Below are 23,906 nucleotides of genomic sequence, written 5' to 3'. Positions count from 1 at the left end.
CATTAAGTTGGCTAGACCTTCAGAATTTTAAAAATGGAGGGAATTGAAAATGAGTAAGTATGAAGAATTATCAAAAAAAATAATTAAAAATATTGGTGGAAAAGAAAACATCAGAAGTCTGACACACTGTGTGACGCGTTTACGATTTATTTTAAATGATGAGAGTAAAGCAAATGATGACGTTTTAAAAAATATGGATGGTGTCATTACTGTAATGAAATCAGGTGGTCAATATCAAGTGGTTATTGGTAATCACGTTCCCGATGTTTTCGCAGAGGTAAGTGATTTAGCAGGGATTTCTGAAAATCAACCAGTAGGTGAAACAGCGGATAATCGCTCAGTATTTGACAAGTTCGTCGATGTTATTTCAGGTATATTCCAACCTGTTTTAGGTATTATGGCTGCAGCAGGTATGCTAAAGGGATTTAATATTATGTTTGAAGCGACGGGTTTATACACAGATACAAGTGGAGCCTATCAATTATTTAATGCTATGTCAGATGCTTTATTTATGTTTTTACCTGTTTTTTTAGGGTATACAGCAGCTCGAAAATTTGGACTAAAGCCAATGGTAGGACTCTTAATAGGTCTAGCATTATGTTATCCTTCTATTCAATTAGGACATTTATCATCAGCGGGTGAACCACTGTACACACTATTTACTGATACATTATTTGAATCACCAATTTATTTAGAATTTTTTGGTATTCCGATTATCAACATGGACTACACTTCTAGCGTATTACCAGTTATTTTGATTGTCTATATGGCATCTAAAGTTCAAAAGGGATTAGAAAAAGTTATTCCAGATGTTTTAAAATTATTTGTTGTGCCATTATTAACAGTTGTTATTGCAATGACAGTAGGTTTTTTAGTAATAGGTCCAGTTGCGACATATGCTTCAAATATGATTGCTGAGGGTGTGATGTTAGTTCGTAGCTTTAGTCCGATTTTATCAGGTGCACTAGTAGGTTTCTTCTGGCAAATCTTAGTCATCTTTGGGTTACATTGGGGAATTATTCCATTATATGTTAATAATATTATGACATTGGGTTATGATAACGTCATGATGCCATTTTTTGCAACGACATTTGCTCAAACGGCAGTTATCTTTGCTATTATGTTGAAAACCAAAGATAAGCAATTAAAAGCTTTAGCGGCACCATCTGTCATTTCAGGAATATTTGGTATTACAGAACCAGGAATTTATGGGATTACTTTACCAAGAAAAAAACCATTTTTAATTAGTTGCATTGCTTCGGGTGTGGCAGGAGCATACTATGGTTATGCTGATTTACGTGAGTATATATTTGGTGGGATGGGAATATTTGAATTTCCTGCAATGATTAATCCGGAAACGAAAAGTATGGCGGATATCAAGACAGCAGTAATAGGGCTTATTATTGCTGTTATTATAGCGTTTGTTTTAACGATGGTTACATTTAAAGATGATGAAAAATTAGTAGTTGAAAGTAGTAATGGATTAATAGAAAAAGAGTCTCCTAGTCTTCAAAAAGGTGAAGTTTTTAGTCCTATAACGGGGGAAGTTATCGAATTATCTAAAGTTGAAGATGCTGCATTTTCTGGTGGATTATTAGGAAAAGGCGTAGGGATAATCCCAACAGAAGGGGAGGTAGTAGCACCTTTTGATGGAACAGTAGCTACTATATTTCCTACTAAGCATGCGATTGGGCTAATTTCTGAGGAGGGGTTAGAAGTTCTTATTCATATTGGTTTAGATACAGTTGAATTAGATGGTGAAGGTTTTGAAACGTTTGTATCACAAGGTGATGAGGTGAAAAAGGGTCAAAAATTAGTAGATTTTGATAGTGATTTTATCATTAAAAAAGGTTATTCAATTCAAACACCAATAATTATTACAAATTCAGCAGATTATCTGGATATATTACCAAGTGATAAAAAAGAAATTAGTCAAGGTGAACGTTTGATATCAGCTATTGTTTAAAGGATGACAGAAATAAGGAGGAATAAGGATGACATTACGAAATGATTTTTTATGGGGTGGAGCAACAGCAGCCAATCAGTGTGAAGGTGCTTACAATAAAGGGTGTAGAGGGTTAAGTAATATGGATTTTGTTCCAACAGGTAAAGATCGTGAGCGTTTTTTAGTCGAGGGGCCACTAGAATTTAAAGATAACCCTGAGTATTACTATCCCTCTAGAAAAGCTATTGATATGTACAGTCATTATGAAAGTGATTTAGAATTATTTTCTGAAATGGGATTTAAAGCGTATAGGATGTCATTATCTTGGTCACGTATTTTTCCAAATGGTGATGAATGTGAGCCAAATAAGGAAGGATTAGCATTTTATAGGTCTATCTTTAAAAAATGTAAAGAACTTGGAATTGAACCAGTAGTGACTATTTGTCATTTCGATTGTCCAGTTCACCTTATAGAGACATACGGTTCTTGGACAAACCGTAAGATGATTGATTTTTACTTGAATTTTTGTGAAGTTATTTTTAAAGAATACAAAGGCTTGGTTAACTATTGGTTGACATTCAATGAAATAAATATGATATTACATGCACCATACATGGCGGCAGGGGTTCGAGTTTTACCTACAGATAATCGTGAGGCTATTATATACTCAGCAGTTCATCATCAACTTCTAGCAAGTGCTTTGGCGACAAAATTAGCAAAAGAAGTTGATGTTAATAATCAGGTTGGGTGTATGATTGCAGCAGGAGATACCTATGCTAATACATGTAACCCAAAAGATGTTTTAGAAGCTCAGAACGTTAATCGTGAAAATTTTTTATTTATTGATGTTCAGTCTAGAGGAGCGTATCCTAACTATTTCTTGAAACAACTGGAAAGATTAGGTATTGAGCTACCCATTAAGCCAGGGGATGAAGAAATTTTAGCAGAATATACCGTTGATTTTATAAGTATGTCTTACTATTCGTCAGGTTTAGTGAGTGCAGACCCAGAATTGAAAGATCAAACGGAAGGGAATCTTTTCCCCACTTTAAACAATCCTTACTTAACAACAAGTGAATGGGGATGGTTAATCGATCCATTAGGTTTGAGAATAACATTGAATACATTGTATGATCGTTATCAAAAGCCGTTATTCATTGTTGAAAATGGACTAGGTGCTAAAGATGAATTGGTTAACGGTCATGTTCAAGATGACTATCGTATTTCTTATTTGAGCTCTCATATTAAAGAAATGATAGCAGCAGTAGACAATGATGGTGTAGATTTATTAGGTTACACATCATGGGGGTGCATTGATAGTGTAAGTGCAAGTACAGGAGAAATGTCTAAGCGATATGGTTTCATTTATGTAGATGTAGATAACGAGGGAGAAGGAACAGCTAAACGATATAAGAAAGCTAGTTTTAATTGGTACAAACAAGTTATCGCAACAAATGGTAAAGATTTGGATTAAAGGGAAGTTATTAACTATCAAAAACTCTTAAAGTTGACTATTAATAGTGACTTTAAGAGTTTTTTATTAATAGATATCATGACTATTACACCGTAAACATCAGGTATCTAAGCTATCTTGACTCATATAAATTTAATTTAAGAACAATGTAATAGGGTGCAAGTAAAATCTTGGTTTTCATTTTATATAAATTGTTTGCAGAAATATTCTCCTTTATGAAAAGTGTTATTTTAATCTTTACTAGTAAGGGTTTTCATATATAATAGATTTATCATGTGTTGAAAAGTAAGGAGAGTTGTTATGTTAAATGTGTTAGGGATTGTGGGTATTGTACTTGGTTTAGTGATGTATTACAGAACTAAGTCGAAAGAATTTTTGTATGTCGTGGGGGCGGCAGTGTTATTATTAGTGAGGTCGATCTTATTGCCTCTTGTCGTGATTGGGTCGTTAGGAAGTGTTATTTATTCGATTATCCTGATGTTTAGGAAAAAAGAAACTAAGCTTCCTAAAGGCATACTATTGTTAGTTTCTGCAGTTGTCCTGGGGGTATCGAGTAACTTGTTTGAGAAGACAGAATTAAAAGATACTGCAGCAGTACAAGGACTCTACGCTGCTCCAAAAAAAGAAAAAATAGATAAAAAAGAAGAAGCTAAGAAAGCCGAAGAAGCCAAGAAAGCCGAAGAAGCTAAGAAAGCCGAAGAAGCCAAGAAAGCGGAAGAAGCTAAGAAAGCGGAAGAAGCTAAGAAAGCCGAAGAAGCCAAGAAAGCGGAAGAAGCTAAGAAAGCCGAAGAAGCTGAGAAAGCCGAAGAAGCCAAGAAAGCCGAAGAAGCTAAGAAAGCCGAAGAAGCCAAGAAAGCGGAAGAGGCTAGGAAAGCGGAAGAAGTTAAGAAAGCGGAAGAAGCTAAGAAAGCCGAAGAAGCTAAGAAAGCGGAAGAAGCTAGACAGGCAGAAGCAACTAGACAAGCAACCGCTGCGAGAAAAGCAGAGGAATCTAGATTAGCAGAAGAAGCACGACAAAAAGAAAGCAATCAAATCCAAGGTGTGATGGGACAAACAGAAGAACAACAGCCATCATCTATTGGGACGTCTTATGTAGGTAATTCTAATACGCATAAGTTTCATAAAAACAGTTGTTCAAGCGTTAATCAAACAAAACCAAATCATCGTGTAGAGTTATCAACTAGAGAAGACGCAATAAACGCAGGTTATAATCCGTGTAAGAGATGTTATCCATAAAAAAGCAAACAAAAAAGACCTTAGTTGGTCTTTTTTATTTGCGCCAGAATGTGGTGCAGTCTTTCTTTTCATCAATATTGTATTGAATAATCTCACGAAGTAAGTCGTAATCAACGGGTTGATCCCATTTGATTCGCATGAATTTTTTACCCATGTTATAACCAGCTTCTTCGATTTTATCTGCGAATTTTTCGATGACAATGCCCTCAGGTGCTACTGCAAAATGAGGCTTGGCAATGCTAAAACCGACGATGAAAGTTTCGTGATCTGTATACATGGGCTGGTTCCAAGCGATTTTTGTTTCAAGTGTGGGGAATTCATCAATCACCCATTGTAAAACCTCTGTCAACTGTTCGCGGTGGACAGGGTTGTCAATTTTGACTAAGTAGTCATTAAAGTTATCTAGTTTTGTCATAGTGTTACCTCCCTAATTACTTTCAGAACAAGCGAAGTAACGGCCTTCGTTGTCTGCAAAATTGAATGACTCGTGACCACCGTGATCGGTGATATCACTAACGAAAGTGCCTGCTGTTTTTAATTTAGTATGTAAGACTTCTAAATTAGCAGTCTTTAACATAAGTGAAGGGGTCTCGGTTGATACTTCTGGCGAGACTTGTTTGATAAAGTCTGATTCGAATAGTTGTATTGAAAAGTTATGGTTGTTACCTAAAACGATAGATGTTGACGGTCCGAGCTCCAGTGTTTGCTCTCGTGTAAATCCTAGATAAGTTTCCCAAAACGTAGCAGTTTCTTCTATGTTGGTGACGTATAACATTACAGTTAATTGATTAATCATCCTAATCCCTCATTTCTTTGATACTACTAATATATCGTGTGGGGAAGAGATAATAAATTAATATGCTTATCTGACTTTGGTGGCAATAGTTTTATCTTGGTCGTATAGTTTTATTTTTACGGCCTTTACTTTATTAGGAATAAGATTGGGTGACAGGTGAATACTTAAGTTATCTTTTTTCTGAAATCGATAGTCAAAACTAGTTGAAATATAGAGCTCTAATGTATTAGCATCTTTAGGTTTGGATGGTGTGGCAATGGCAAAGCCAGTGGCCGTAAGATAAGGCGGTAAATTGAAATCGATATTGACGCGTGTATCTGTAATTTCAATTTTCTTAATTTGTTTAGGGTTGTCTATCCATTTTTGGTAATTAATAATAGAGTAATAGCCTAGTGGTAATAGTATTAAAACAAGTAAAGCAACCAATCCTTTAATATAGAATGCCTGTTTCTTTCGTAAGCGTGTATCATTTGTGATGTGAGTCACGACAACATCATCTCCTTTAAGTAGTGTATCTATCGATATATCCAGGCAATAAGAGAGGTCGACAATCATCTGGATGTCAGGATAGTTTCGACCGATTTCCCAATTGGATATGGTAGACCGACTAACGTGTATTTTTTCAGCTAGCTGAGCTTGTGTCATATCTAGCTCAGTACGACGTGCTTTTATTTTTTTACCAATTTCCAATAGAGGCCCTCCTTTCTAAATTTAATCTACCATACATTTTGCTTAATAGGAGTGTGAGGTGACGTGCGACTGTCGCACATCCTAATTTTAAGGGGGGGTTAAGTCAGCTATTGTAATCATAGGAATATAAAAAGCCAGCAACTCGTTAAGTTGTTGGCTAGATATTACGTTCTATTTTTGATGACATATATGACAAGATAAAAATTAATCATGAGAAATAGGGCCCATGGAATAAAATTTAAATAGATACTTCCTAGGTAATGAAACGTGAGGGTTAAAATGAGAAATTGAACGATATTAAAATTGAGAGTATAAGCGATATGACGTTTGATAATTGTAGAGTGAGTGGGAAACTGTTTTTCCATAATAAAGACGTCCTTTCTAAATAGCGCATCAAGTAACGGACGAGTGGCAGTTCGAGTTCTTATCTTCATTATAGAACTAATCAAGACGCCAAGTATGATTTTCTTCGTAATAGGTAATAAGTTTTTCAGCAGTTGTAATAATCGATTGGGGAAAGTCTTCGATTTGCAGAATCTCAATTGCATTTCGAGAGGTTGTCGCCCCGTCTTTTAATAGATAGTCATAGATAATTTTGTTATCTTGTGTCCGCCCGCTGAAATGGTAGTTTTTGACCACCTGATCTGAGAGAGTCGTTAGCTCAATATCATGAGTTGAAATCATAGCAAGCTGATGTTCGGAAGCGAGCCACTGAATGATTGAGGTGGCAGCAGCTAAACGCTCGATTGTATTTGTCCCCTTAAAAATCTCATCAATAAATAAGTAAGTCGGGAAATCTGGTGTCAGACTGGTAATCATGCGTTTGATTGCTTTCACCTCTGCAATGAAAGAACTATCGCCTATGTCGATATTATCATGAGTTGTCATCGTGGTTGTCATAACGCCAGGTACCATTTCAAATTGTTCAGCTAAAGCAATTCCGATGGTTTGAGCTAGGATACCATTTATCGCACAGGCTTTTAAATAAGTGGATTTCCCGGAAGCATTGTCACCACTAATCAAAAGAATCTGATTAAAGGTTAGGTCATTAGAAATTGCATGATCTAATAAGGGATGATAAAGTTGTTTAGCAGTAATACTGGGCTGTGAGCCTTCTTTTAAAATCGGAATACAAAAATAAGGCAGTGTTTCTTCATAATTTAAAAGTGAAATAGCCATCTCCGTTTTGCCAGAAATAGCCAATATAGTTTCAAAGTTTTCAGAATGGATTGTTATTTTTCGCGTCAACCAATCAATAGAAATATAAGGAATCATAAACATCATACAAAGATAATCAAGAAGAAATTCAATAGTCGTGGCGGTCTTCTCTCTGAAAATATAGCCTAAAAAGCGTGCCTTTCTAAAAGGGTGAACGGCTTGGGCTAATTTATCTTGTAGTGGAAATTCTGTTTTAGCCAATCGAGTTGAAAAAGCTAAAGTGCGCATCGTATAGGCTAATTCACTAATGTTTTTATCTAATAAAAATTTGGTAACGATGTGATAGAGAATATTAAAACAAATCGCAGCTAACGTGATAATCGCTCCTACATAGGGAAAGCGGATGCTAAGAATAAGTCCTATTACAGGCAAGATACCGAAAAAATGAAAGAACAGTGATTTCAGTAAGCTATTGGGTTCAGTAGGTAGAGTTGACTGTATGTAGGTTTCTTCTTTCTTCCCCAAACGTTTAAATAATAACTGAGTTTTAATTAAGGTATCAAAATTGGTTTTAAAGTAGTTTTTCAGAATAGAAAGTGTCATATCCTGCGTGAAAGAAACACCTCTCATTTGGGTATATAAATAATGAGAGCCAAGGCTAGAATGAGAGATATCTATTTTTCTAAAGAGAGATTGCATATCAAGATCACCCCAAGTTTGATCATCAACAAAAAAATCAAAGTCTGTTTCATTAAGATGAGAAAAAAGGCTTCGCTTTAAACTGTCCTCGCTATCTTTTTCCTTTAAAGGCCCACCCTTTCCCCAGTTTTGATACAATTCTTTTTGATGCTTAAAGCGGATAAGAGCATCGCTGATAGAGGTAGCGATAAGGATGAAGACAATAAAACCAACGACTAAAAATAAAAATGGCATAAGAGTATAAGTCCTTTCAGGTCATTAAGTGAGTATAAGTAATAGTAGGTAATAGCAAGAGGCAAATAGTGTGACGGTATTAAGTAAGAAGAAACCAAAATGAACGAGAGTAGAATACGAGTGACTAAAGTAACGCCAAGAACCGGATGTCAGAAAGACCATAGCAGGTAAGGTGAAGATATAGGCTTTACTACCAAAGGAAATAGGAGTGGTTAGAATAAAATTAAATGGAATAGAAATAGTGGCGGGAAGTTGTGTATAAAGGATAGCGGTTACAATTAGTAGGGCAGTCGACAAGATAAGAAATAGTGAGATAAGTTGCTGAGTGTATTTAATAATCATGGTAACACCCTTTCTCAGGAAAAAAATCCTTTTTTAATGTTAATTTTAGCCCTATTTTGTGTAAAGTCAAATGGGAATAGTATGTTTAGAATATTAATAATTACTAAACTTCCTTTTCCTCGAAGAGCTTATACTATATCTTTTCCTCTTATTATAATAAACTAGTGTTATAAATAACGAGTAAGAGAGGGAGTCTATGCAGATTGTAGAAATGATTTTGCTGATGTTAGCTATGGTGTTAGCATCAAATATTATCAATCGTTTTATCCCAAATATCGCTATTCCGTTGATCCAAGTAGCGTTAGGGATTATTATTGCTGTACCAACAGGGTTACATAGTTTTGAGTTAGGGTCAGAATTGTTTATGTTATTATTTTTAGCACCGTTGTTATTTAATGATGGGGCAAATGTGGATAAGAAATCACTTTGGAAAGAGCGCAAAGCAGTCTTGGTCTTGTCGATCGGCTTAGTCTTTGTGACGGTTGCTGCTTTAGGGAGCTTTATTCACTGGTTGATTCCATCGGCACCGTGGGCTGCCAGTTTTGCCTTAGCCGCAGCACTCGCACCGACTGATCCAGTTGCGGTGTCAGCCTTGGCGGAGAAAGTAAAAATCCCTCATCGGATTATGCACACGCTTGAGGGAGAGTCGTTAATCAATGATGCGTCGGGGTTGGTGTCTTTCCAATTCGCGTCGGCAGCATTATTAACAGGACTATTCTCATTCACTAATGCCAGTATTAGTTTTGTACTGATTTCATTAGGTGGGATTTTAGTCGGAATAGTGATTAGTTTCCTAGCGATGCAACTGGTTCGTTGGTTGCGAAGCCAAGGAATTGAAAGTACCGTATCGTTTATGTTGTTAGAGTTACTGTTACCATTTGGTATCTTTTTAGTAGCCGAGCACTTCCACGTGAATGGTATCTTAGCTGCGGTCAGTGGTGGGATTGTTTATTCATTTAGTTACAATAAGGTGACACCAGAGGTTGCGCAGTTGACAGTGTTATCAAAAAATACGTGGTCGATTTTAAGCTTTAGTTTAAATGGCTTGGTTTTCGTATTATTAGGAACACAACTGCCACGTGTTATTCGTGTCGTATGGGAAAATAACAATATTAGCAATGTCACTTTAATTCTATATATTTTAAGTATTACCGCTATTTTATTAGCTATTCGTTTTATTTGTTTCTGGTTATTCAAGAACTTCGATAAAAAAGGTGACAACCGTTTAGGGACGTCATTCTTATATACGATATCAGGTGTCCGTGGGACGATTACGCTAGTCAGTGCCTTGAGTTTGCCTATCTTTTTAGCAGATGGATCGGCCTTCATGGAACGTGAGCTGATGATTAGTATTGCTGGTGGTGTGATTATCGCGACGCTGATCTTAGCCAACTTTGCGATGCCATTGTTTGCAGAAGAAAAAGAAAGTTCAACTGAGCGTATGGCTCATGAGAAGGAAATTGAGATTTTAAGAGATGTTATCTTACAACTAAAAGCACAAGAAACGGAAGAGAATCATCTAGCCGTAGAACGTGTGATTACGATGTACAATGACCGTATTATTACGTTATTGAATTCGGATGAGACAGATGACAGTCAGGACCGTTTGATGGAAACCATTTTAAAATGGAAGTACGTGGATACGATTAGTCAGATGGCAAATGGGAAAGTGAGTTTCCAAACAGCGTTCTTAAATCTAAGACGATTGAATAAACGCTTGTACCGATTAACTCATGATAAAAGTTACCGCAGTCAAATGTTCTATGGGCGTTTGATTCGTAAAAAATTACGTTTTGCCAAATTCCGTTCAGGTAACTTTGAAGACCGACGAGCAGAGCGTGAGTACTTGAAGCAGAGTAACCGTGACTATGTGCTTAACCATCTGGAGGAATTAGACCAAGATGCTTTCCCACAAGAGTTGGTGGATTTTTACTTTGCTAGACTACAACACCGAGGTCCTAGAGCAGGACGTGCCTCAGTTGACCGTGTTGACGAGTGGTTGACGTATGCGATTCAGTTAGAGCGCGATAGTATTCAAGATGCTTTCGAACTAGGTGACATTAACCGTAATGAAATGCGCGTCTACCGTGAAAACTTACTGGCGATTGAAAATACTATTCAGTATATGGTGTAAGATGATACTAAAAAAAGACCCTTGGGGTCTTTTTTTTTAGTAGGCTATTCTTTTTGTACTGAAAGCATAGATTACCTTGATTGCTAGGGCTGTCATCACGATGACAGGTAGCACCTCGATAGGGAAAAAGAGGGCTATAAAAATAGCGACGCCAATAGGGGATTTTAAAATCGTAACTGCCATAGAAGTTGCCACTACTGCCACGATAAAGGTCGTATCAAAAGATGGGAAAATTTTAGAAAGACCAAACCCAAGGCTAATAGCCGAGTAAACAATTGGGAAAATATCGCCACCAATCCATCCTGTATGGAGGCAGATTTGTAGGAATAGTAATTTTAACAGGACAATAGTAACTAGTATTAAAAGAGAGAATTTTTGATAATCATTAGGGACATCACCAAGTGAGGTTTGTCCTGAAAAAAGTAAGCTCGGTGTGACTAATCCAATAGTAAAAATAGCTAAGGAACCTAATAAGGCTTTCTTAATCGGTTGATCTATCCAAAAATTAAACCACTGACTAGCTTTAATTTCAAATGACCGATAGCCTTTACCTGCGAGAGCGCCCAATAGAAGTAATGGGATAAACAGCAACAACTCTTTCGCTTGCCAATGTGTGGGCCCCATCTTACTGATAAAGGAAGGTTGTTTGGTTAATTTCATTAAAATAAAAAAGGCGACAAGGCCATTAAAGATGAAGAAGCCATAGATATATTTTTTGATGGGAGCTAACTTAGGATGGCGATTTTCTTGTTTATATCTCAGAAGATAACGAGTAGGATGAAGCATCCGTGACAACCGTTTAGAGAACGGTAAGCTATCAAGTTCTGGGTGATTAGCTACCAGGTAGCGCATCTTATCCGCTTGCCAGACCGACAGCATCACAATCGCTCCAAGTAAAGCCGCTTCAGGTCCAACCCCTGCTCCAAAAATTAAAATCACTAAGGCAACCGTTAAGCTTTTAAAAGCAGGAGAGTAATCAACGGTTTGATGTTCTTTTAACTGATGGATAGTGTCATGAGCTGTTTGAGGGTAGTTGCCCCATTTTAAGCGTAAGCTACCTACGATTAAACCGCCTAATAGTGTGAATCCTAAGATAAATAAAGGCTTCAATGGGGTGTCGCGTAGTAAACTAGCCCATAAATAATGAGAAATAGTACTTTCTAAATAGATAAAAATAAAAGAAATTCCTCCGATGAGAGTACTCAAAAGAGCGCCGTAAAAAAGAATACGGGCGCTTAAATTAATTTTAGTCATAAAAGTAAGCTCCTGTTCTAATGTCTTTTAAAGAAATAGTGTCATTCAAGTGTATCATGCTTACAACCTTCTGTGACAGGTACGAACATTTTTTACCACCTTATGCACTAACTCTTGTGCATCTAAGACCTTTTCATAAGCGTTATGATCGAGCGCTAAAATGTTATCTAGAATATTATTTAACCGAATAAGATCAGTGTCACCGTAGTATTTTTCATAGCGCTTGGTATCGATAGAATTGAGAACACGAGCAAAATTTTTCCCACTCATACTAAATTTGACGTCAATTTCATCTTTAACAAAGACTGGATAAGACTCGTCAATTCTTAAAAAACTAGCCGCAGCACCAAGCATGTCGGCATAATGGTCTTCAAGGGATTCTGCTTTATCTTCATTTGAACGACGTGCCGCCTGCTTGCGGTCATAAAAAATACCAAGTGCCCACAAGATAATCCCAGCATATAGAGCAATAGATAAATCACGTAAGTATTCGCCAGATGAAAAGAATGTGCTGAAGTTTTCCATTAATCCCACCTCCATTAGTGTTATCTAAAGTATAGCAGAGATGGTCTGAAAAGTAGCGTGGGAGCCTGAAGGAAATAGGGGTAAGAAACGCAAAAAGCTTAGATCTATATTGATGAGATCTAAGCTTTTTTAACTGTTATTATTTATCAGTTTTCTTTTTGTTTTTTAGCATTTTTTCACGGAGCGCTTTTACTTGTTGCTTTTTATCGAATTTTTCAGGTTTATTTTTTTCGTAAAATTTTGTAATAGCAGCTTGCCCTTTATTATCGAATAGATATTTTCCCATGTTAATCACCTCATCTAATAATATACCTTATTTTTTAGGTGAGTGCATTAAAAGAAAAATGTTGATAAATTCTAGTACGGTATATTAATAGTAAAGGTGTCACCAAGTACGTGCGGCACTTCAAATAACAGCGTAAGTTGGTTATCAGTCAGATAAAATTGGGTATCATGACTTGATGAGTTTTCCAGTTGGGTGATACGTTCTTTTATATTAGCGAAAGGTAATGCTTCGGGGGGAAGTGTTAAGTCAGCTAAAGTAGACGTGACTTCTTTTTTTAATTGAGTATAAAAAGTATCATCCAAAGGTACGACATCTGAAAGTTTTAAGGGAGTTAGAGTAGCTAGGTTAATATTAAGTGTTGAAAGGGCATGATGAGGGTAAGCCCCATCTGTAATATCTGCATCAAAAATAAGAGATAAGTAGGAATCATTGAGTAAAGAGACGGTGTATTGGAAGTGTTGGTTAGGGTACTGTTCTGAAATAGTTGGAATGGCTTGTTCAATGAGTGTGTTTAAAGGTGTGCCGATGTCATTTTCTATAAAGACGGGATAGAGAACCCCATTACTTTCATTTTCAGAACTAATTTCGGGTAGAGTATCAATGTGAGTTGAAGGGCTAGTTTCTTGTGTGGTGGTTTCGGATGTCATAGCAGTTTCAGCAGTTGATTGAACGACGTGTGGCGAATGACAGGCAACTAAAAAATAAGAGAAAATCAACAAAAGTGACAGTAATGCGAGTTTGTTTAGGCGAATCATAAATAAAACCACCTTCCTTATTTTATAAAATTATACCATTAAATGAAAAAAGTTTGATCAATAAGAAGAGCTATTTAGGAAATTAAGATTCTCTCATATCCAGATTGTTTCAAGGTATCATGGGTGTAGGAAGACTAAAAGAATTGATAAAGGATTAAGAGGTAATATCGTTTAAAGTAATCAATGAAAGCAGAGTATCTAAATGTTATTTAATCTAAATGTATTATTTGAATATACTTGTAAGGTGTATAATGTGGAATGGTAATTATTAACATACAATAGAAGTTTAGGTGAATTACTCAACTGTTAGTACTGATAAAGTAGATAACTACTTTATTCCATTTAGAAAACTCCGTCATCTCAGTCGATCTTATACAAGTCGGGTACTGTTTTATGCAATTGCTATTGATAGAATATTTAAAAGAGATGTTGAATAAAAATATTAATTAAATGGGAGAGTTTAATATGGATAAAAAAGTTATATTTTCTTTATCCCCATTATTTTTTTGGGTGAAAGGTTATATCGAGGTAGATTCAAGATTTGTTAAAACATCTACAGGAAATACTATTTTAGGATTTATTCCTGCAGGAAAAGCTAATCAAAGTATCCCTTTGAAAAATATTAGTGCCGCAAGTTTATCATCACAGTACAAAATTAAGCCATTTATTATCGGTATTATTATTATTTTTATAGCATTATCAATGATAGGGTCTACCTTTTTGGGGGCGTTGATTATGTTACTCATTGGTGTAGGTGTTTTGTGTAGTGGCATACTGACAACATTAGTTATTCAGAGAGCTGGGTCAGACTATTATCTAGCTGTACCATTTTTTGAAAAGAAAAAACTACTTGTTATTCAGGATGTAATAATTGAAGCATTAGCTAATGATGCAGATAAAACAGACCTAAATCAATTTATGGATAAAAAAGATGTAAAGTAAGAATAATAAATTTTTGTGCTTAGTGATAATGGAATTATTGTATCTAATTTATTTTCATTAGGTTAGGGAAGTAGTTCCGAGTCGTGAGTTATTGCCAATTAAATCAGTGGTATCAGATTGGTATCGCAAGTAACAAAAAAGCCTTAGAAACCCTTTAAACAAAGGACTTCTAAGGCTATTTATTCTATTCCCACTCGAAAACCTGTTATTTGAAAGTCAGGTTTTAAGCGGTATTAGAGTAGTTTTTAATGTTATTAGTTATCTATATTTGATAGTAAATTATAAGATGTGTTATCAAAATGTTGTCAATTCAAATGATACATTTTGTATCTAAAAAGAGTGGTTGGAAGTAGTTATTAAAGCCGTGAAAAATGGTTGGCGAGGTCTCCTCGTCGAAGTCGTGCCGTGAGGTTAAGACGTCCATTTTTAGGCGGAAGTTGATGTCTCATCAGCGTGAGCCGATAGGCTTTGATAGTTATAATGAGTTGGTATCTGTTTATTCAGGTATCAACTTTTTTAGTATATAAGAGCTAGGAAGATAGATAAAAAGTTTAATAGGTACCAATCAGCCTTTTGCCAACCCTCTTTTATGCTGATCAAATAGAGCTTTAGAAGGTAAAAAAATAGTGAGAGAAATAATAAGCTTGCTCTAACCAATCAAGTTCTCTGAACCACGCTTTTAATCTTTTGTATTGGTTACTGTAATATCGCCATCGAATAATAACTCTGGATTTAAAGTATTCTGAATTAATTCATTAGTATATTGTTCGCTTACTGTTTCTTTTTGGAGTTTGAAGAATTGAGTAATTGCTTGTTTTATTTGTACGCTTTCCATGTTGTCTTTCATGTAGTTGAGCAGTATTTTCTTACGTTCACTTTCATTTAAGTTACTATAATCACTTTGAATTAGGTTAAGTTCAAATTTTCCATGTTCGTTAATCCAAAATTTCCATTCCAGTTCCTCAGAAGATTTAAAATTATCGTGTTGTAAAAGTTCGGTAGGTTCCATTCCTATTAATTTGGATAATTTGGATAGGCGTTCTCCAGAAGGAAAAGAAGTACCTTTTTCATAATTGATAATACTTTGTTTCGATACTCCAATTGTTTGTCCAAGTTCTGTTTGAGTAAGCTTGTTGTAAAGTCTGTATGATTTCACTTGTTTTGCAAAGTTTTCTAAATGCTCCATGAAATGTGGCGCTCCTTTTAGTAGTTATATTTTTATAGTGTTATTATTTATTTTATTTTTTAAAAATCAGAATTTTTATTTATTGTTATTATGAGCTTTATAAATGCAAAGTTAGTTATTATTAATAATATAGTATCATTTAACTTAATTTAGTAAAGATATATTTTACTTATTGACTTAAAAGTAAACAAGGATTATACTTCGTTTGTAGATGGTAAAGTTTAACTATACCTAAGGAGTATTTTAGTCAAAAATGAAATATTTTATTTTGGTTAGTTGAGCATGTTTAGAATAGTCAATTGTCCGTTTTTTTGATGGGTGCGTCTCTAATAGCACCCTAACATTACTGTGGAAAACACTGCGCAAGCCCGTTGTTAAAGCATTTTAGACCCCTAAAATTTAGCACAAAAAAAATCAAAGTAGGAGGCGTTAAAATTGGGAAAAAAGAGGCTAATTTATCAGCTAAAATTGACTGGTTACAAATGATTGTATATGACATAGATATTGATAAATTATGCTCAGATATTTTAGGAATTGATAAAGAGTTGTTTAGTGTGACGGAATCACGAGTGAAATTTAAGGAGTATGATAGTTGTTATTCTTACGGTTCGATAAAGTTTTATACGCAAGAAACTAGTAAAAGTGAGTTTTTAGTAGCGTTAAGTGGCGAAGCTTGTACATTATTTGAATTCTTATTAGAAAAATTAGAAAGAGATTGGCAAATGTTTTTTCGCTATATCTTGACCAGGTACAGCCATAATCTAAAGATTACACGATTGGATTTAGCGATTGATGACAGAAATGAAACCCCTTACTTTAAGATAGAGCAATTGATAAAAAAATGCAAACGAGGGGAGTATGAATCGAGAAATAGGAAGTTTACAATACATGAGAGTAAATATCGTGGTAAAGAGACTGCTAAAACATTAAATATTGGGTCAAGAGGTTCGGCATTAATGTTTAGAATTTATGAGAAAGATAAAGAGCAAGCGATCAAAACTAATCAAGCTGTAGAAGAAATAGGTCAATGGACACGTTTGGAACTCGAATTAAAAAATGAAACGGCAACAGATGTGTGTGACATGATTGCTAATAGTAATTATACGATATTAGATATTGGTCGTGGGATTGTAAAAAATGAATTGATATTTTTTTCAAATGGAAATTTGAATACAGTAGCTAGATTTTGGGAAAGGTATTTAGGTTCTGTGAGAGAGATTAAAACGAGTAGAGCAGACAATCATTCAAGTTTAAGAGATACGTTTGATTGGTTAGTTAATGGCGGAGCGCTGTCGGCATATGTATTATTTCAAATGTTATCGAAGGAAAAAGTTTTGGCAGAAGATATGGATATAGAATCGTGTTCCGAAAATGCACAATTCACTAGGCAACTGGCAGATAAAGCAATTGATTATGTAGTAAGTGTCAATAGGTCGGATTTAGTCACTAGGATAAATGATAATACGAAGAAAGACTAAGGAGGATGAAGGTATGCTGACAATAACAAAAAAAGATTTAATGGAAATGGGGTATGGTCCTAGTCAATCACAAGATATTATAAGACGAGCGAAATATCTCATGATTGCTAAAGGTTGTGTGTATTACAGCAGTAAACGCTTAGGACGAGTACCATTAACGGCAGTGGAAGAAATTTTAGGCTTATCTTTTGAGGAGAGTTCTAAAGGCGCAGTTAATGGCTAAAGTTTATAAGCATGAAAATGGCACTTATTATTTTGTGGCAAGTTTAGGATTTGATAGGCAAACGGGAAAGAGAATTCAAAAAACTAGAAGAGGATTTAAGACAAAAAAATCAGCGACTCAAGCTTATAATGAATTGCTTAATGATTACGGAAAGATGGCATTTTTAACAAACTCTAGTATGAGTTACGGCATGTTTTTCAAAGAGACGTTTGTACCGTGGTATCAAGGTAGAGTTAGTGAGACGACATTTGAGACAAGATATTCAGGTATGAGAAAGTATTTCTCGTATTTCTTTAAGTATAAGCTATCAGAAATCACACCAATGGATGTTCAAAAATGGCAGAATAATTTGAAGAAGACGCTTAAAAATTCGTATGTCAGAATATTGTTTGGTATGTTTTCAATGTCGCTAGAAAGAGCTGTTGTTTTAGGTATTGTCCCAAAAAATGTAGCTAAAGTGGTTGGTAATGTAAAAAAAGAAAAACGAGTGGCGAATTTTTGGATAAAAGAAGAGTTTGAGCTAGCTATTTCGGTATTTGATTTAAGTGATTATTATGAGTTCTACTCCTTTTTATGTATATGGCTACTCTTTATGACAGGAATGCGTTTTGGAGAGGCTCAAGCGTTGCTGTGGACTGACGTTGACTTTTTAGGTAAGTCGATAAGGATAGATAAAACAATGCATTATAAGAATGCGGAGGAGTTCTCACATGCAGATACTAAAACGGTTAGCAGTAGACGAACTATTTCGGTTGATGAGGATACTTTAGGTTATTTAAAATTATGGAGAGAGCAACAAATGAAATCAGATTATATTTTATCGTACAACGAGCTACCTAGTAATAAGCATGGGGTACGGCATATTTTGAAGCGAGTGTCTAAGTTATGCGGTCTTAAAGATATTACAATACATGATTTAAGGCACTCCCATGCTTCGTTACTCATTTCAATGAATGAACAACCTTTGATTATAAGAGATAGGTTAGGTCACTCGGATATTCAGACGACACTAGGTACTTATGGACACTTATACCCGAATAGTCATAAAGAAGTAGCAGAGAAATTAAGTGGATATATTCAACAAACGTCTAAAGTAATTGATAAGCCAGTATTTAATGGGAATCAGTATATAAAGAAAAGAGGAAAATAGAATGGATTGGAAAATGACAAATTATGATTTAGTAGCACAGTTGGGAACAGATTTTATTGTAGTTGAGGTTTCGCCAAAATTTGAATACATAAGAAATGAGACTACAGGCAGACAAGAACGTACTGAAAATATAGTAGCTTACACGTATGATGTATTAATGCGTGATAGAAATTATAAAGGGATTCGTGTTTCTGTGGAAGGTAAGACACCAATTATCGACCAAATGGAGATTAATAAGCGTGGAGAAGTGAAAGTATCGTTTGATGGACTAACATGTAATCCGTATGTTTCACAGAATAAAATCATGCTTTCTTTTAAAGCAGATATGATGAGAATTATTAAGAAAGAACATGTTGTATAAAACAAACTGTTGTCAATTTGTTATCAACTTCAATAAAAAAGCCTTAGAAACCCTTTAAATAAAGGACTTCTAAGGCTATGTTAATTATTCCCACTCAACAGTTGCTGGTGGCTTAGATGTAATATCGTACACGATACGGTTAACGTGTGCGACTTCATTTACGATACGTACTGATATTTTTTGTAAAACATCCCAATCGATACGAGCGAAGTCAGCTGTCATACCATCGATAGATGTGATTGCACGTAGACCAACAGTGTAGTCATAAGTACGTCCGTCACCCATAACACCGACTGAACGGATACCAGGTAAGACTGTGAAGTATTGCCAGATGTCGCGGTCAAGACCGGCAGCAGCGATTTCTTCACGTAAGATTGCATCAGATTCGCGAACGATTTCTAATTTTTCTTCAGTGATTTCACCAAGAACACGGATACCTAATCCAGGTCCTGGGAATGGTTGACGCCATACTAATTCTTCTGGCATTCCTAGTTCGATACCTAAAGCACGTACTTCATCTTTGAATAAAGTATTTAAAGGTTCGATTAGTTTGAATTGCATATCATCAGGAAGTCCACCTACGTTATGGTGAGACTTGATAACTTCAGCAGTTTCAGTTCCACTTTCGATAACGTCTGTGTAAAGAGTTCCTTGAGCTAAGAATTCCATACCGTCTAATTTAGTTGCTTCATCATCAAATAGGTAAACGAATTCGTTACCGATGATTTTACGTTTTTGTTCAGGGTCAGAAACACCTGCTAATTTGTCCATGAAACGTTCTTTAGCATTCACACGGATAATGTTTAGGCCGAATTTACCTGATAGACTATCCATAACTTGGTCGCCTTCGCCTTTACGTAGTAAACCGTGGTCTACGAAGATACATGTTAATTGGTCGCCGATAGCGCGTTGTAAAAGCACACCAACTACTGATGAGTCTACGCCGCCTGATAGGCCAAGTAATACTTTTTTATCGCCAACTGTTTCGCGAATTTTTGCGATTTCGCTTTCGATAAAGCTGTCCATTGTCCAGTCGCCTTTACAGCCACAGATATCAAAGGCAAAGTGACGTAATAAGTCATTACCGTATTCAGAGTGGCGTACTTCTGGATGGAATTGTACAGCGTGGAAGTTTTTCTCTTTGTTTTCCATAGCTGCGATAGGGCAGTCAGGACTTGTTGCTGTGATTTCAAATCCAGCAGGGACTTCCGTTACTAAATCACCATGACTCATCCAAACTTGTTGGCGAGCAGGTAAGTTTTCGAATAAACCAGCTTTAGCATCTTGGATGTCGATGAAGGCTTGGCCGTATTCTTTTTTAGAAGCTGCTTCAACTTTTCCGCCGAATTCAGCTGTCATTAATTGCATACCATAGCAGATACCTAATACTGGAATCCCTAAGTTAAAGATTTCAGGGTCTACTTTGAAGGCATCGTCAGCGTAAACGCTGTTTGGTCCGCCAGAGAAGATAATCCCTTTTGGATTGATGGCTTTAATTTCTTCCGCCGTGATGCGGTGGCTCATTAATTCTGAGAACACACCAAATTCACGAATACGGCGTGTGATTAATTGGTTGTATTGACTACCGAAGTCTAATACGATTACTTTTTCGATTGTTGTCATGTTGGCAACGTTGGTCACGTGTCTTCACCCTTATCTATATAGTTTTTTATCTAAAACTGATTAAAAATCAGCTTGTTAATACACTGTTTGTGCCGTGGTTAATACTTATTCAAAGAGACTTGGTCAATCTGATGACCTTCTGTTTTGTGTAAGATAACGTTGGCATTGTTACGTGTTGGTAAGATGAATTCTTCCAAGTTTTTTAAGTTGACGTCACGCCAGACATTTCGTGCCATATTAAAAGCTTCCTCGCGGTCACCTATTGCATAGGAGTAGTAGAAATTATCTGGGTCAAGAAAAGCAGAGTCGAGTAATTTTCCGAAACGGTTGAGATACCATTTTTCGATTAATTCTGGCTCGGCATCGACGTATACTGAGAAATCAAAGAAGTCGCTGATGTAAACTTGTTCGCTAGTAGGGACTTGTAACACATTAATCCCTTCGACGATTAAGATATCAGGTTCGTTGATCGTTTCAGTCTTATTTGGAATAATATCATAAATATCGTGAGAATACACGGGAGTTTCGATATTTTCTTTACGATTTTTCACTTGTTCAAGAAAGGTAATCAATCGTTCCATATCATAACTCTCTGGAAATCCTTTACGATGCATGATGCCTTTTTCTTCGAGTACCTTATTTGGATACAAGAAACCATCTGTGGTAATCAGTTGGACATTGCGACGTTTGAAGATACGTGACAACATCATTTGTAGTAAACGAGCCGTCGTACTCTTACCGACAGCAACACTTCCAGCGATTCCAATCACAAATGGTGTGACACCTGGATAAGATTGCATAAACAGGCCCTTGCTTAATTGGAGTGATTCGTATTCCTTCATATAAATATGAATCAAGTGAGTTAAAGGCATATAAATGTCTTGTACGTCTTGTAATGAAATACGGTCGTTTAAACTTTTAATCTCTTGCAGTTCGTCTTCTGTTAGTGGGGGAATACCGTTACGATAAAATCGTTGCCATTCGTCCCTAGAAAACTGATGGAATTTCTTTGTGCTATTCATTGAGTTAAAGCCTCCATTATCTCGTGCGTCTGATTATGAATCTATTAGCAATTATTTTATCACAAAGCGTCTGAAATATCTTATATATATAAGTAAAAATCGTATTTTGCTAACGAAGTTTTAATGTTAGCCCCAAGGAACATCCAATGAGACCGTTTTCGAGAACTGTTCGTGGAAGGCAAGTTCTTGAAGGCCACGTTTGCGACGCTCTTCGTAACCGCTTGTTACCATTTTTTCTTCTTCTGTTTCAGGAACAACTTTTGGCACAGTAAAGTCTTTCTCTGGTTTTTCAAGAGAAGGCACGGCTACAAAGGTCATGAAGCAAGTTGCAGCTAAGTAACGATCGCCAGATACTAAATCTTCTCCAATGATTTTGGCAAAGACTTCCATAGATTTGCGACCTGTTCCGCTAACATACGTTTCCACACAAACAGAGTGGTTTTCATTGATTGGATGTAAGAAATCCAATCGGTCCATTGATGCAGTCACCGCATTACGGCGAGAGTGACGGGTGATTGAGATTGATGCCGTATCATCGATTAGGGACATTAGTTTGCCACCAAAGAGTGTGCCGTGTGAATTTAAATCAGTTGGAAAGACGCGATGAGTTTGGATAACGCGTGATTCTCGGCAGGCTTTGGTTGTACGTTCTTCATTTGACATATTCAAAACTCCTCTAGCATGCTATGATGATGCTATAATATTTTTTATAATTTTTAATTATAGCACAGATTTGACTATCTGTTATTAAACACGATTAGGAGTCGGATAAGATGACGAAACTTTTTTTATTTGGAGATAGTATTACCGCAGGATATGGTGACGAAGGTATCACAGACGAACTGACTAAACGTGTTCAGTGTGCTTTTCCTGATACGGATGTTATTAATGCAGGTATTCCTGGGGATACGACTGCAGGGGCTTTAAACCGAATAGAAGAGCATATCCTACGTTATAACCCAGATGAGGTTGTGGTCTTTTTTGGTGCGAATGATGTGGCGAATTACGTAGGCGTTAGTCCTGTTGATTACCGTCGCAACTTGCTTGAGATTATTGAACGAATTGGCAAAGAAAAAGTGGTGCTGTTATCTGGTCCTTACACGGGGCAGAAACGTCACGGCGAAGATCGTTCGCTAGTTGCCATTAAGCAATATGTAGCAGTGGCAGAAACGGTCGCTTGTGAAACAGGGGTACCATTTGTTAATCTATTAGAAGCGATGGAAAAAGAAGCAGATGTAATGGCGCTCTTACAAGAAGATGAGTTGCATTTTTCAGATAAAGGCTATGACTTTTTAGCTCGCATTATTAATCAAGAAATTGTTAAGAAACGACAAGGAGAATAAGTATGACAGAGAATAATCATTATTTTACTAACCAACCAAGTACCCCGCATGATTTATCAGAGTGGACGTTTGATTTAAAAGGCAAGCGATTCCGTTTTACAACAGATAGCGGTGTGTTTTCTAAAAAGACCGTTGATTTCGGCTCACGTGTTTTAATTGATGCGTTCACGGAAGAAGGCCTGCCAGAAGGCGATATTTTAGATGTTGGTTGTGGCTACGGCCCAATCGGTTTATCGTTAGCGTCACAAAGTTCACGGGTTGTCGAAATGGTTGACATCAACGAACGTGCGGTTGAATTAGCTAAATTAAATGCTAAACATAACGGAGTTGAAAATGTGGATATCCACGTTTCAAATATCTACGAAAGTGTAGAAGGAGAATTTGCAGCTGTTCTAAGTAATCCACCAATCCGTGCCGGAAAAGCAGTGGTCCATACTATTTTAGAAGGAGCGTATCCTTTATTAGTAGAAGGTGGCACACTGACTGTGGTCCTACAAAAAAAACAGGGCGCGCCAAGTGCTGCTAAAAAAATGGAAGAAGTTTTTGGGAATGTTAAAACTCTAACAAAAGACAAAGGCTATTACATTTTACAAAGTGTGAAATAAGGGTAAAGAAAAGACAACCAATCGTTATAATGGGTTGTCTTTTTTTGTTTGAGGTAATGTGAAAATTAAATAAATTTGTATGAATAATAATGCAAATCCAACACAACTAAAAAGCCAGTTTGTCCAATCGGGAAGTGGCACGGTAACACTTCGTTGTTCATCAAAATAAACAAGAGGTAGGTTAATCATCGTGCTATAAAATAACGAGCCTAGAATTAGTGTTGAGGTCATTAAGCGAGCTAACACTAGTTTGCCATGCGTATAAGCTGTTAATGCCACTAAGGGTGAAAAAATAATAAGTGGGAAAACAAGTAACGTTATACCTGATGTGTGCAGAAATCCTTTTAGAGTCATTGTCCAAATAAGGATGGCATAGAATACGAGATAAAGTATCAGGTGTATCGTCCATAAGACGGGATTCGTTTTAAAGTTTTTCAAGTTGTCG

Annotated in this window: 24 protein-coding genes; 11 read left to right on the top strand and 13 right to left on the bottom strand. The window is 36.2% G+C overall.

Annotated elements, in window-relative coordinates; translation table 11 throughout:
- Window positions 1-49 precede the first annotated feature (49 nt).
- The 3 genes from CBF31_RS07275 (at window position 50) to CBF31_RS07265 (ending at window position 4,655) form a co-directional block, all read left to right on the top strand.
- Window positions 50-1,966, top strand: coding sequence for a beta-glucoside-specific PTS transporter subunit IIABC (locus CBF31_RS07275; protein WP_126831721.1), 1,917 nt, complete (start codon window positions 50-52; stop codon window positions 1,964-1,966).
- Between the two features lie 28 nt (window positions 1,967-1,994).
- On the top strand, window positions 1,995-3,419 hold the full coding sequence (locus tag CBF31_RS07270) for a 6-phospho-beta-glucosidase (RefSeq protein ID WP_126831720.1): 1,425 nt from the start codon (window positions 1,995-1,997) through the stop codon (window positions 3,417-3,419).
- A 300-nt stretch (window positions 3,420-3,719) separates the two neighbouring features.
- Entirely contained in the window at window positions 3,720-4,655 is a 936-nt protein-coding gene (locus CBF31_RS07265; RefSeq protein ID WP_126831719.1) for an Ada metal-binding domain-containing protein, read from the top strand.
- A gap of 34 nt (window positions 4,656-4,689) precedes the next feature.
- On the opposite strand, the gene CBF31_RS07260 is transcribed toward CBF31_RS07265, so the two are convergent.
- From CBF31_RS07260 to CBF31_RS07245, 4 genes are all read right to left on the bottom strand, one after another.
- The gene (locus CBF31_RS07260) at window positions 4,690-5,070 is read right to left on the bottom strand and encodes an iron chaperone (RefSeq protein ID WP_126831718.1); all 381 of its coding nucleotides are present in this window, start codon (window positions 5,068-5,070) and stop codon (window positions 4,690-4,692) included.
- Between the two features lie 12 nt (window positions 5,071-5,082).
- Window positions 5,083-5,451, bottom strand: coding sequence for a VOC family protein (locus CBF31_RS07255; RefSeq protein WP_126831717.1), 369 nt, complete (start codon window positions 5,449-5,451; stop codon window positions 5,083-5,085).
- A gap of 66 nt (window positions 5,452-5,517) precedes the next feature.
- Entirely contained in the window at window positions 5,518-6,141 is a 624-nt protein-coding gene (locus CBF31_RS07250; protein WP_126831716.1) for a helix-turn-helix domain-containing protein, read from the bottom strand.
- Window positions 6,142-6,582: 441 nt separating this feature from the next.
- Window positions 6,583-8,232, bottom strand: a complete 1,650-nt coding sequence (locus CBF31_RS07245) for a MutS-related protein (RefSeq protein WP_126831715.1) — start codon at window positions 8,230-8,232, stop codon at window positions 6,583-6,585.
- A 538-nt stretch (window positions 8,233-8,770) separates the two neighbouring features.
- On the opposite strand from CBF31_RS07245, the gene CBF31_RS07240 reads away from it, so the two are divergent.
- Window positions 8,771-10,708, top strand: a complete 1,938-nt coding sequence (locus CBF31_RS07240; protein WP_126831714.1) for a Na+/H+ antiporter — start codon at window positions 8,771-8,773, stop codon at window positions 10,706-10,708.
- 36 nt (window positions 10,709-10,744) lie between these two features.
- Here CBF31_RS07240 and CBF31_RS07235 read toward each other — a convergent pair whose 3' ends face one another.
- The 4 genes from CBF31_RS07235 to CBF31_RS07225 form a co-directional block, all read right to left on the bottom strand.
- On the bottom strand, window positions 10,745-11,962 hold the full coding sequence (locus tag CBF31_RS07235) for a chloride channel protein (protein WP_126831713.1): 1,218 nt from the start codon (window positions 11,960-11,962) through the stop codon (window positions 10,745-10,747).
- 60 nt (window positions 11,963-12,022) lie between these two features.
- Complete coding sequence (locus tag CBF31_RS07230; RefSeq protein ID WP_126831712.1) at window positions 12,023-12,487, bottom strand: hypothetical protein; 465 nt, start codon at window positions 12,485-12,487, stop codon at window positions 12,023-12,025.
- Between the two features lie 139 nt (window positions 12,488-12,626).
- The gene (locus CBF31_RS11030) at window positions 12,627-12,773 is read right to left on the bottom strand and encodes a hypothetical protein (protein ID WP_170167904.1); all 147 of its coding nucleotides are present in this window, start codon (window positions 12,771-12,773) and stop codon (window positions 12,627-12,629) included.
- A gap of 71 nt (window positions 12,774-12,844) precedes the next feature.
- A complete protein-coding gene (locus tag CBF31_RS07225) occupies window positions 12,845-13,528 on the bottom strand; it encodes a hypothetical protein (RefSeq protein ID WP_126831711.1) in 684 nt (227 codons plus the stop codon).
- 465 nt (window positions 13,529-13,993) lie between these two features.
- Here CBF31_RS07225 and CBF31_RS07220 point away from each other — a divergent pair, with 465 nt between their 5' ends.
- Window positions 13,994-14,470: a hypothetical protein gene (locus tag CBF31_RS07220; RefSeq protein ID WP_126831710.1), complete on the top strand. Its 477-nt coding sequence runs from the start codon at window positions 13,994-13,996 to the stop codon at window positions 14,468-14,470.
- Between the two features lie 679 nt (window positions 14,471-15,149).
- Here CBF31_RS07220 and CBF31_RS07215 read toward each other — a convergent pair.
- On the bottom strand, window positions 15,150-15,656 hold the full coding sequence (locus CBF31_RS07215; RefSeq protein WP_126831709.1) for a helix-turn-helix domain-containing protein: 507 nt from the start codon (window positions 15,654-15,656) through the stop codon (window positions 15,150-15,152).
- A gap of 371 nt (window positions 15,657-16,027) precedes the next feature.
- On the opposite strand from CBF31_RS07215, the gene CBF31_RS07210 reads away from it, so the two are divergent.
- Genes CBF31_RS07210 through CBF31_RS07195 form a run of 4 tightly spaced genes read left to right on the top strand, consistent with a single transcriptional unit; the run spans window position 16,028 to window position 18,868 of the window.
- Window positions 16,028-17,134: a replication initiation factor domain-containing protein gene (locus CBF31_RS07210; protein WP_281272809.1), complete on the top strand. Its 1,107-nt coding sequence runs from the start codon at window positions 16,028-16,030 to the stop codon at window positions 17,132-17,134.
- 13 nt (window positions 17,135-17,147) lie between these two features.
- On the top strand, window positions 17,148-17,357 hold the full coding sequence (locus CBF31_RS07205; protein WP_126831707.1) for a DUF3173 domain-containing protein: 210 nt from the start codon (window positions 17,148-17,150) through the stop codon (window positions 17,355-17,357).
- Window positions 17,350-18,507, top strand: a complete 1,158-nt coding sequence (locus CBF31_RS07200; RefSeq protein ID WP_126831706.1) for a site-specific integrase — start codon at window positions 17,350-17,352, stop codon at window positions 18,505-18,507. The genes CBF31_RS07205 and CBF31_RS07200 overlap by 8 nt, the downstream gene beginning before the upstream one ends.
- Window position 18,508: 1 nt before the next feature.
- Window positions 18,509-18,868 carry a hypothetical protein gene (locus CBF31_RS07195; protein WP_126831705.1) on the top strand — a complete coding sequence of 120 codons (360 nt, stop codon included), beginning with the start codon at window positions 18,509-18,511 and terminating at the stop codon, window positions 18,866-18,868.
- A gap of 84 nt (window positions 18,869-18,952) precedes the next feature.
- Here the strand turns inward: CBF31_RS07195 and guaA are convergent, their stop codons facing one another.
- The 3 genes from guaA to CBF31_RS07180 form a co-directional block, all read right to left on the bottom strand.
- Entirely contained in the window at window positions 18,953-20,509 is a 1,557-nt protein-coding gene (gene guaA, locus CBF31_RS07190) for a glutamine-hydrolyzing GMP synthase (RefSeq protein ID WP_126831704.1), read from the bottom strand.
- 80 nt (window positions 20,510-20,589) lie between these two features.
- Window positions 20,590-21,513, bottom strand: coding sequence for a type I pantothenate kinase (gene coaA / locus CBF31_RS07185; RefSeq protein WP_126831703.1), 924 nt, complete (start codon window positions 21,511-21,513; stop codon window positions 20,590-20,592).
- A 126-nt stretch (window positions 21,514-21,639) separates the two neighbouring features.
- Window positions 21,640-22,176, bottom strand: coding sequence for an acyl-CoA thioesterase (locus tag CBF31_RS07180; RefSeq protein WP_126831702.1), 537 nt, complete (start codon window positions 22,174-22,176; stop codon window positions 21,640-21,642).
- Between the two features lie 110 nt (window positions 22,177-22,286).
- On the opposite strand from CBF31_RS07180, the gene CBF31_RS07175 reads away from it, so the two are divergent.
- Together CBF31_RS07175 and CBF31_RS07170 are read left to right on the top strand one after the other, a co-directional pair.
- Window positions 22,287-22,856 (top strand): SGNH/GDSL hydrolase family protein, encoded by a 570-nt coding sequence (locus CBF31_RS07175; RefSeq protein WP_126831701.1) that lies wholly within the window; start codon window positions 22,287-22,289, stop codon window positions 22,854-22,856.
- A 2-nt stretch (window positions 22,857-22,858) separates the two neighbouring features.
- Complete coding sequence (locus CBF31_RS07170; RefSeq protein WP_126831700.1) at window positions 22,859-23,461, top strand: class I SAM-dependent methyltransferase; 603 nt, start codon at window positions 22,859-22,861, stop codon at window positions 23,459-23,461.
- Window positions 23,462-23,485: 24 nt separating this feature from the next.
- On the opposite strand, the gene CBF31_RS07165 is transcribed toward CBF31_RS07170, so the two are convergent.
- Window positions 23,486-23,899 carry a hypothetical protein gene (locus CBF31_RS07165; RefSeq protein ID WP_126831699.1) on the bottom strand — a complete coding sequence of 138 codons (414 nt, stop codon included), beginning with the start codon at window positions 23,897-23,899 and terminating at the stop codon, window positions 23,486-23,488.
- Window positions 23,900-23,906 lie beyond the last annotated feature (7 nt).

Origin of the sequence: Vagococcus fessus (assembly GCF_003987565.1) — a bacterium.
In the GTDB taxonomy this organism is placed as follows: domain Bacteria; phylum Bacillota; class Bacilli; order Lactobacillales; family Vagococcaceae; genus Vagococcus_D; species Vagococcus_D fessus.
Note: the sequence above shows the minus strand (reverse complement) of the source record. Positions and strands in the feature narration are given on the sequence as shown.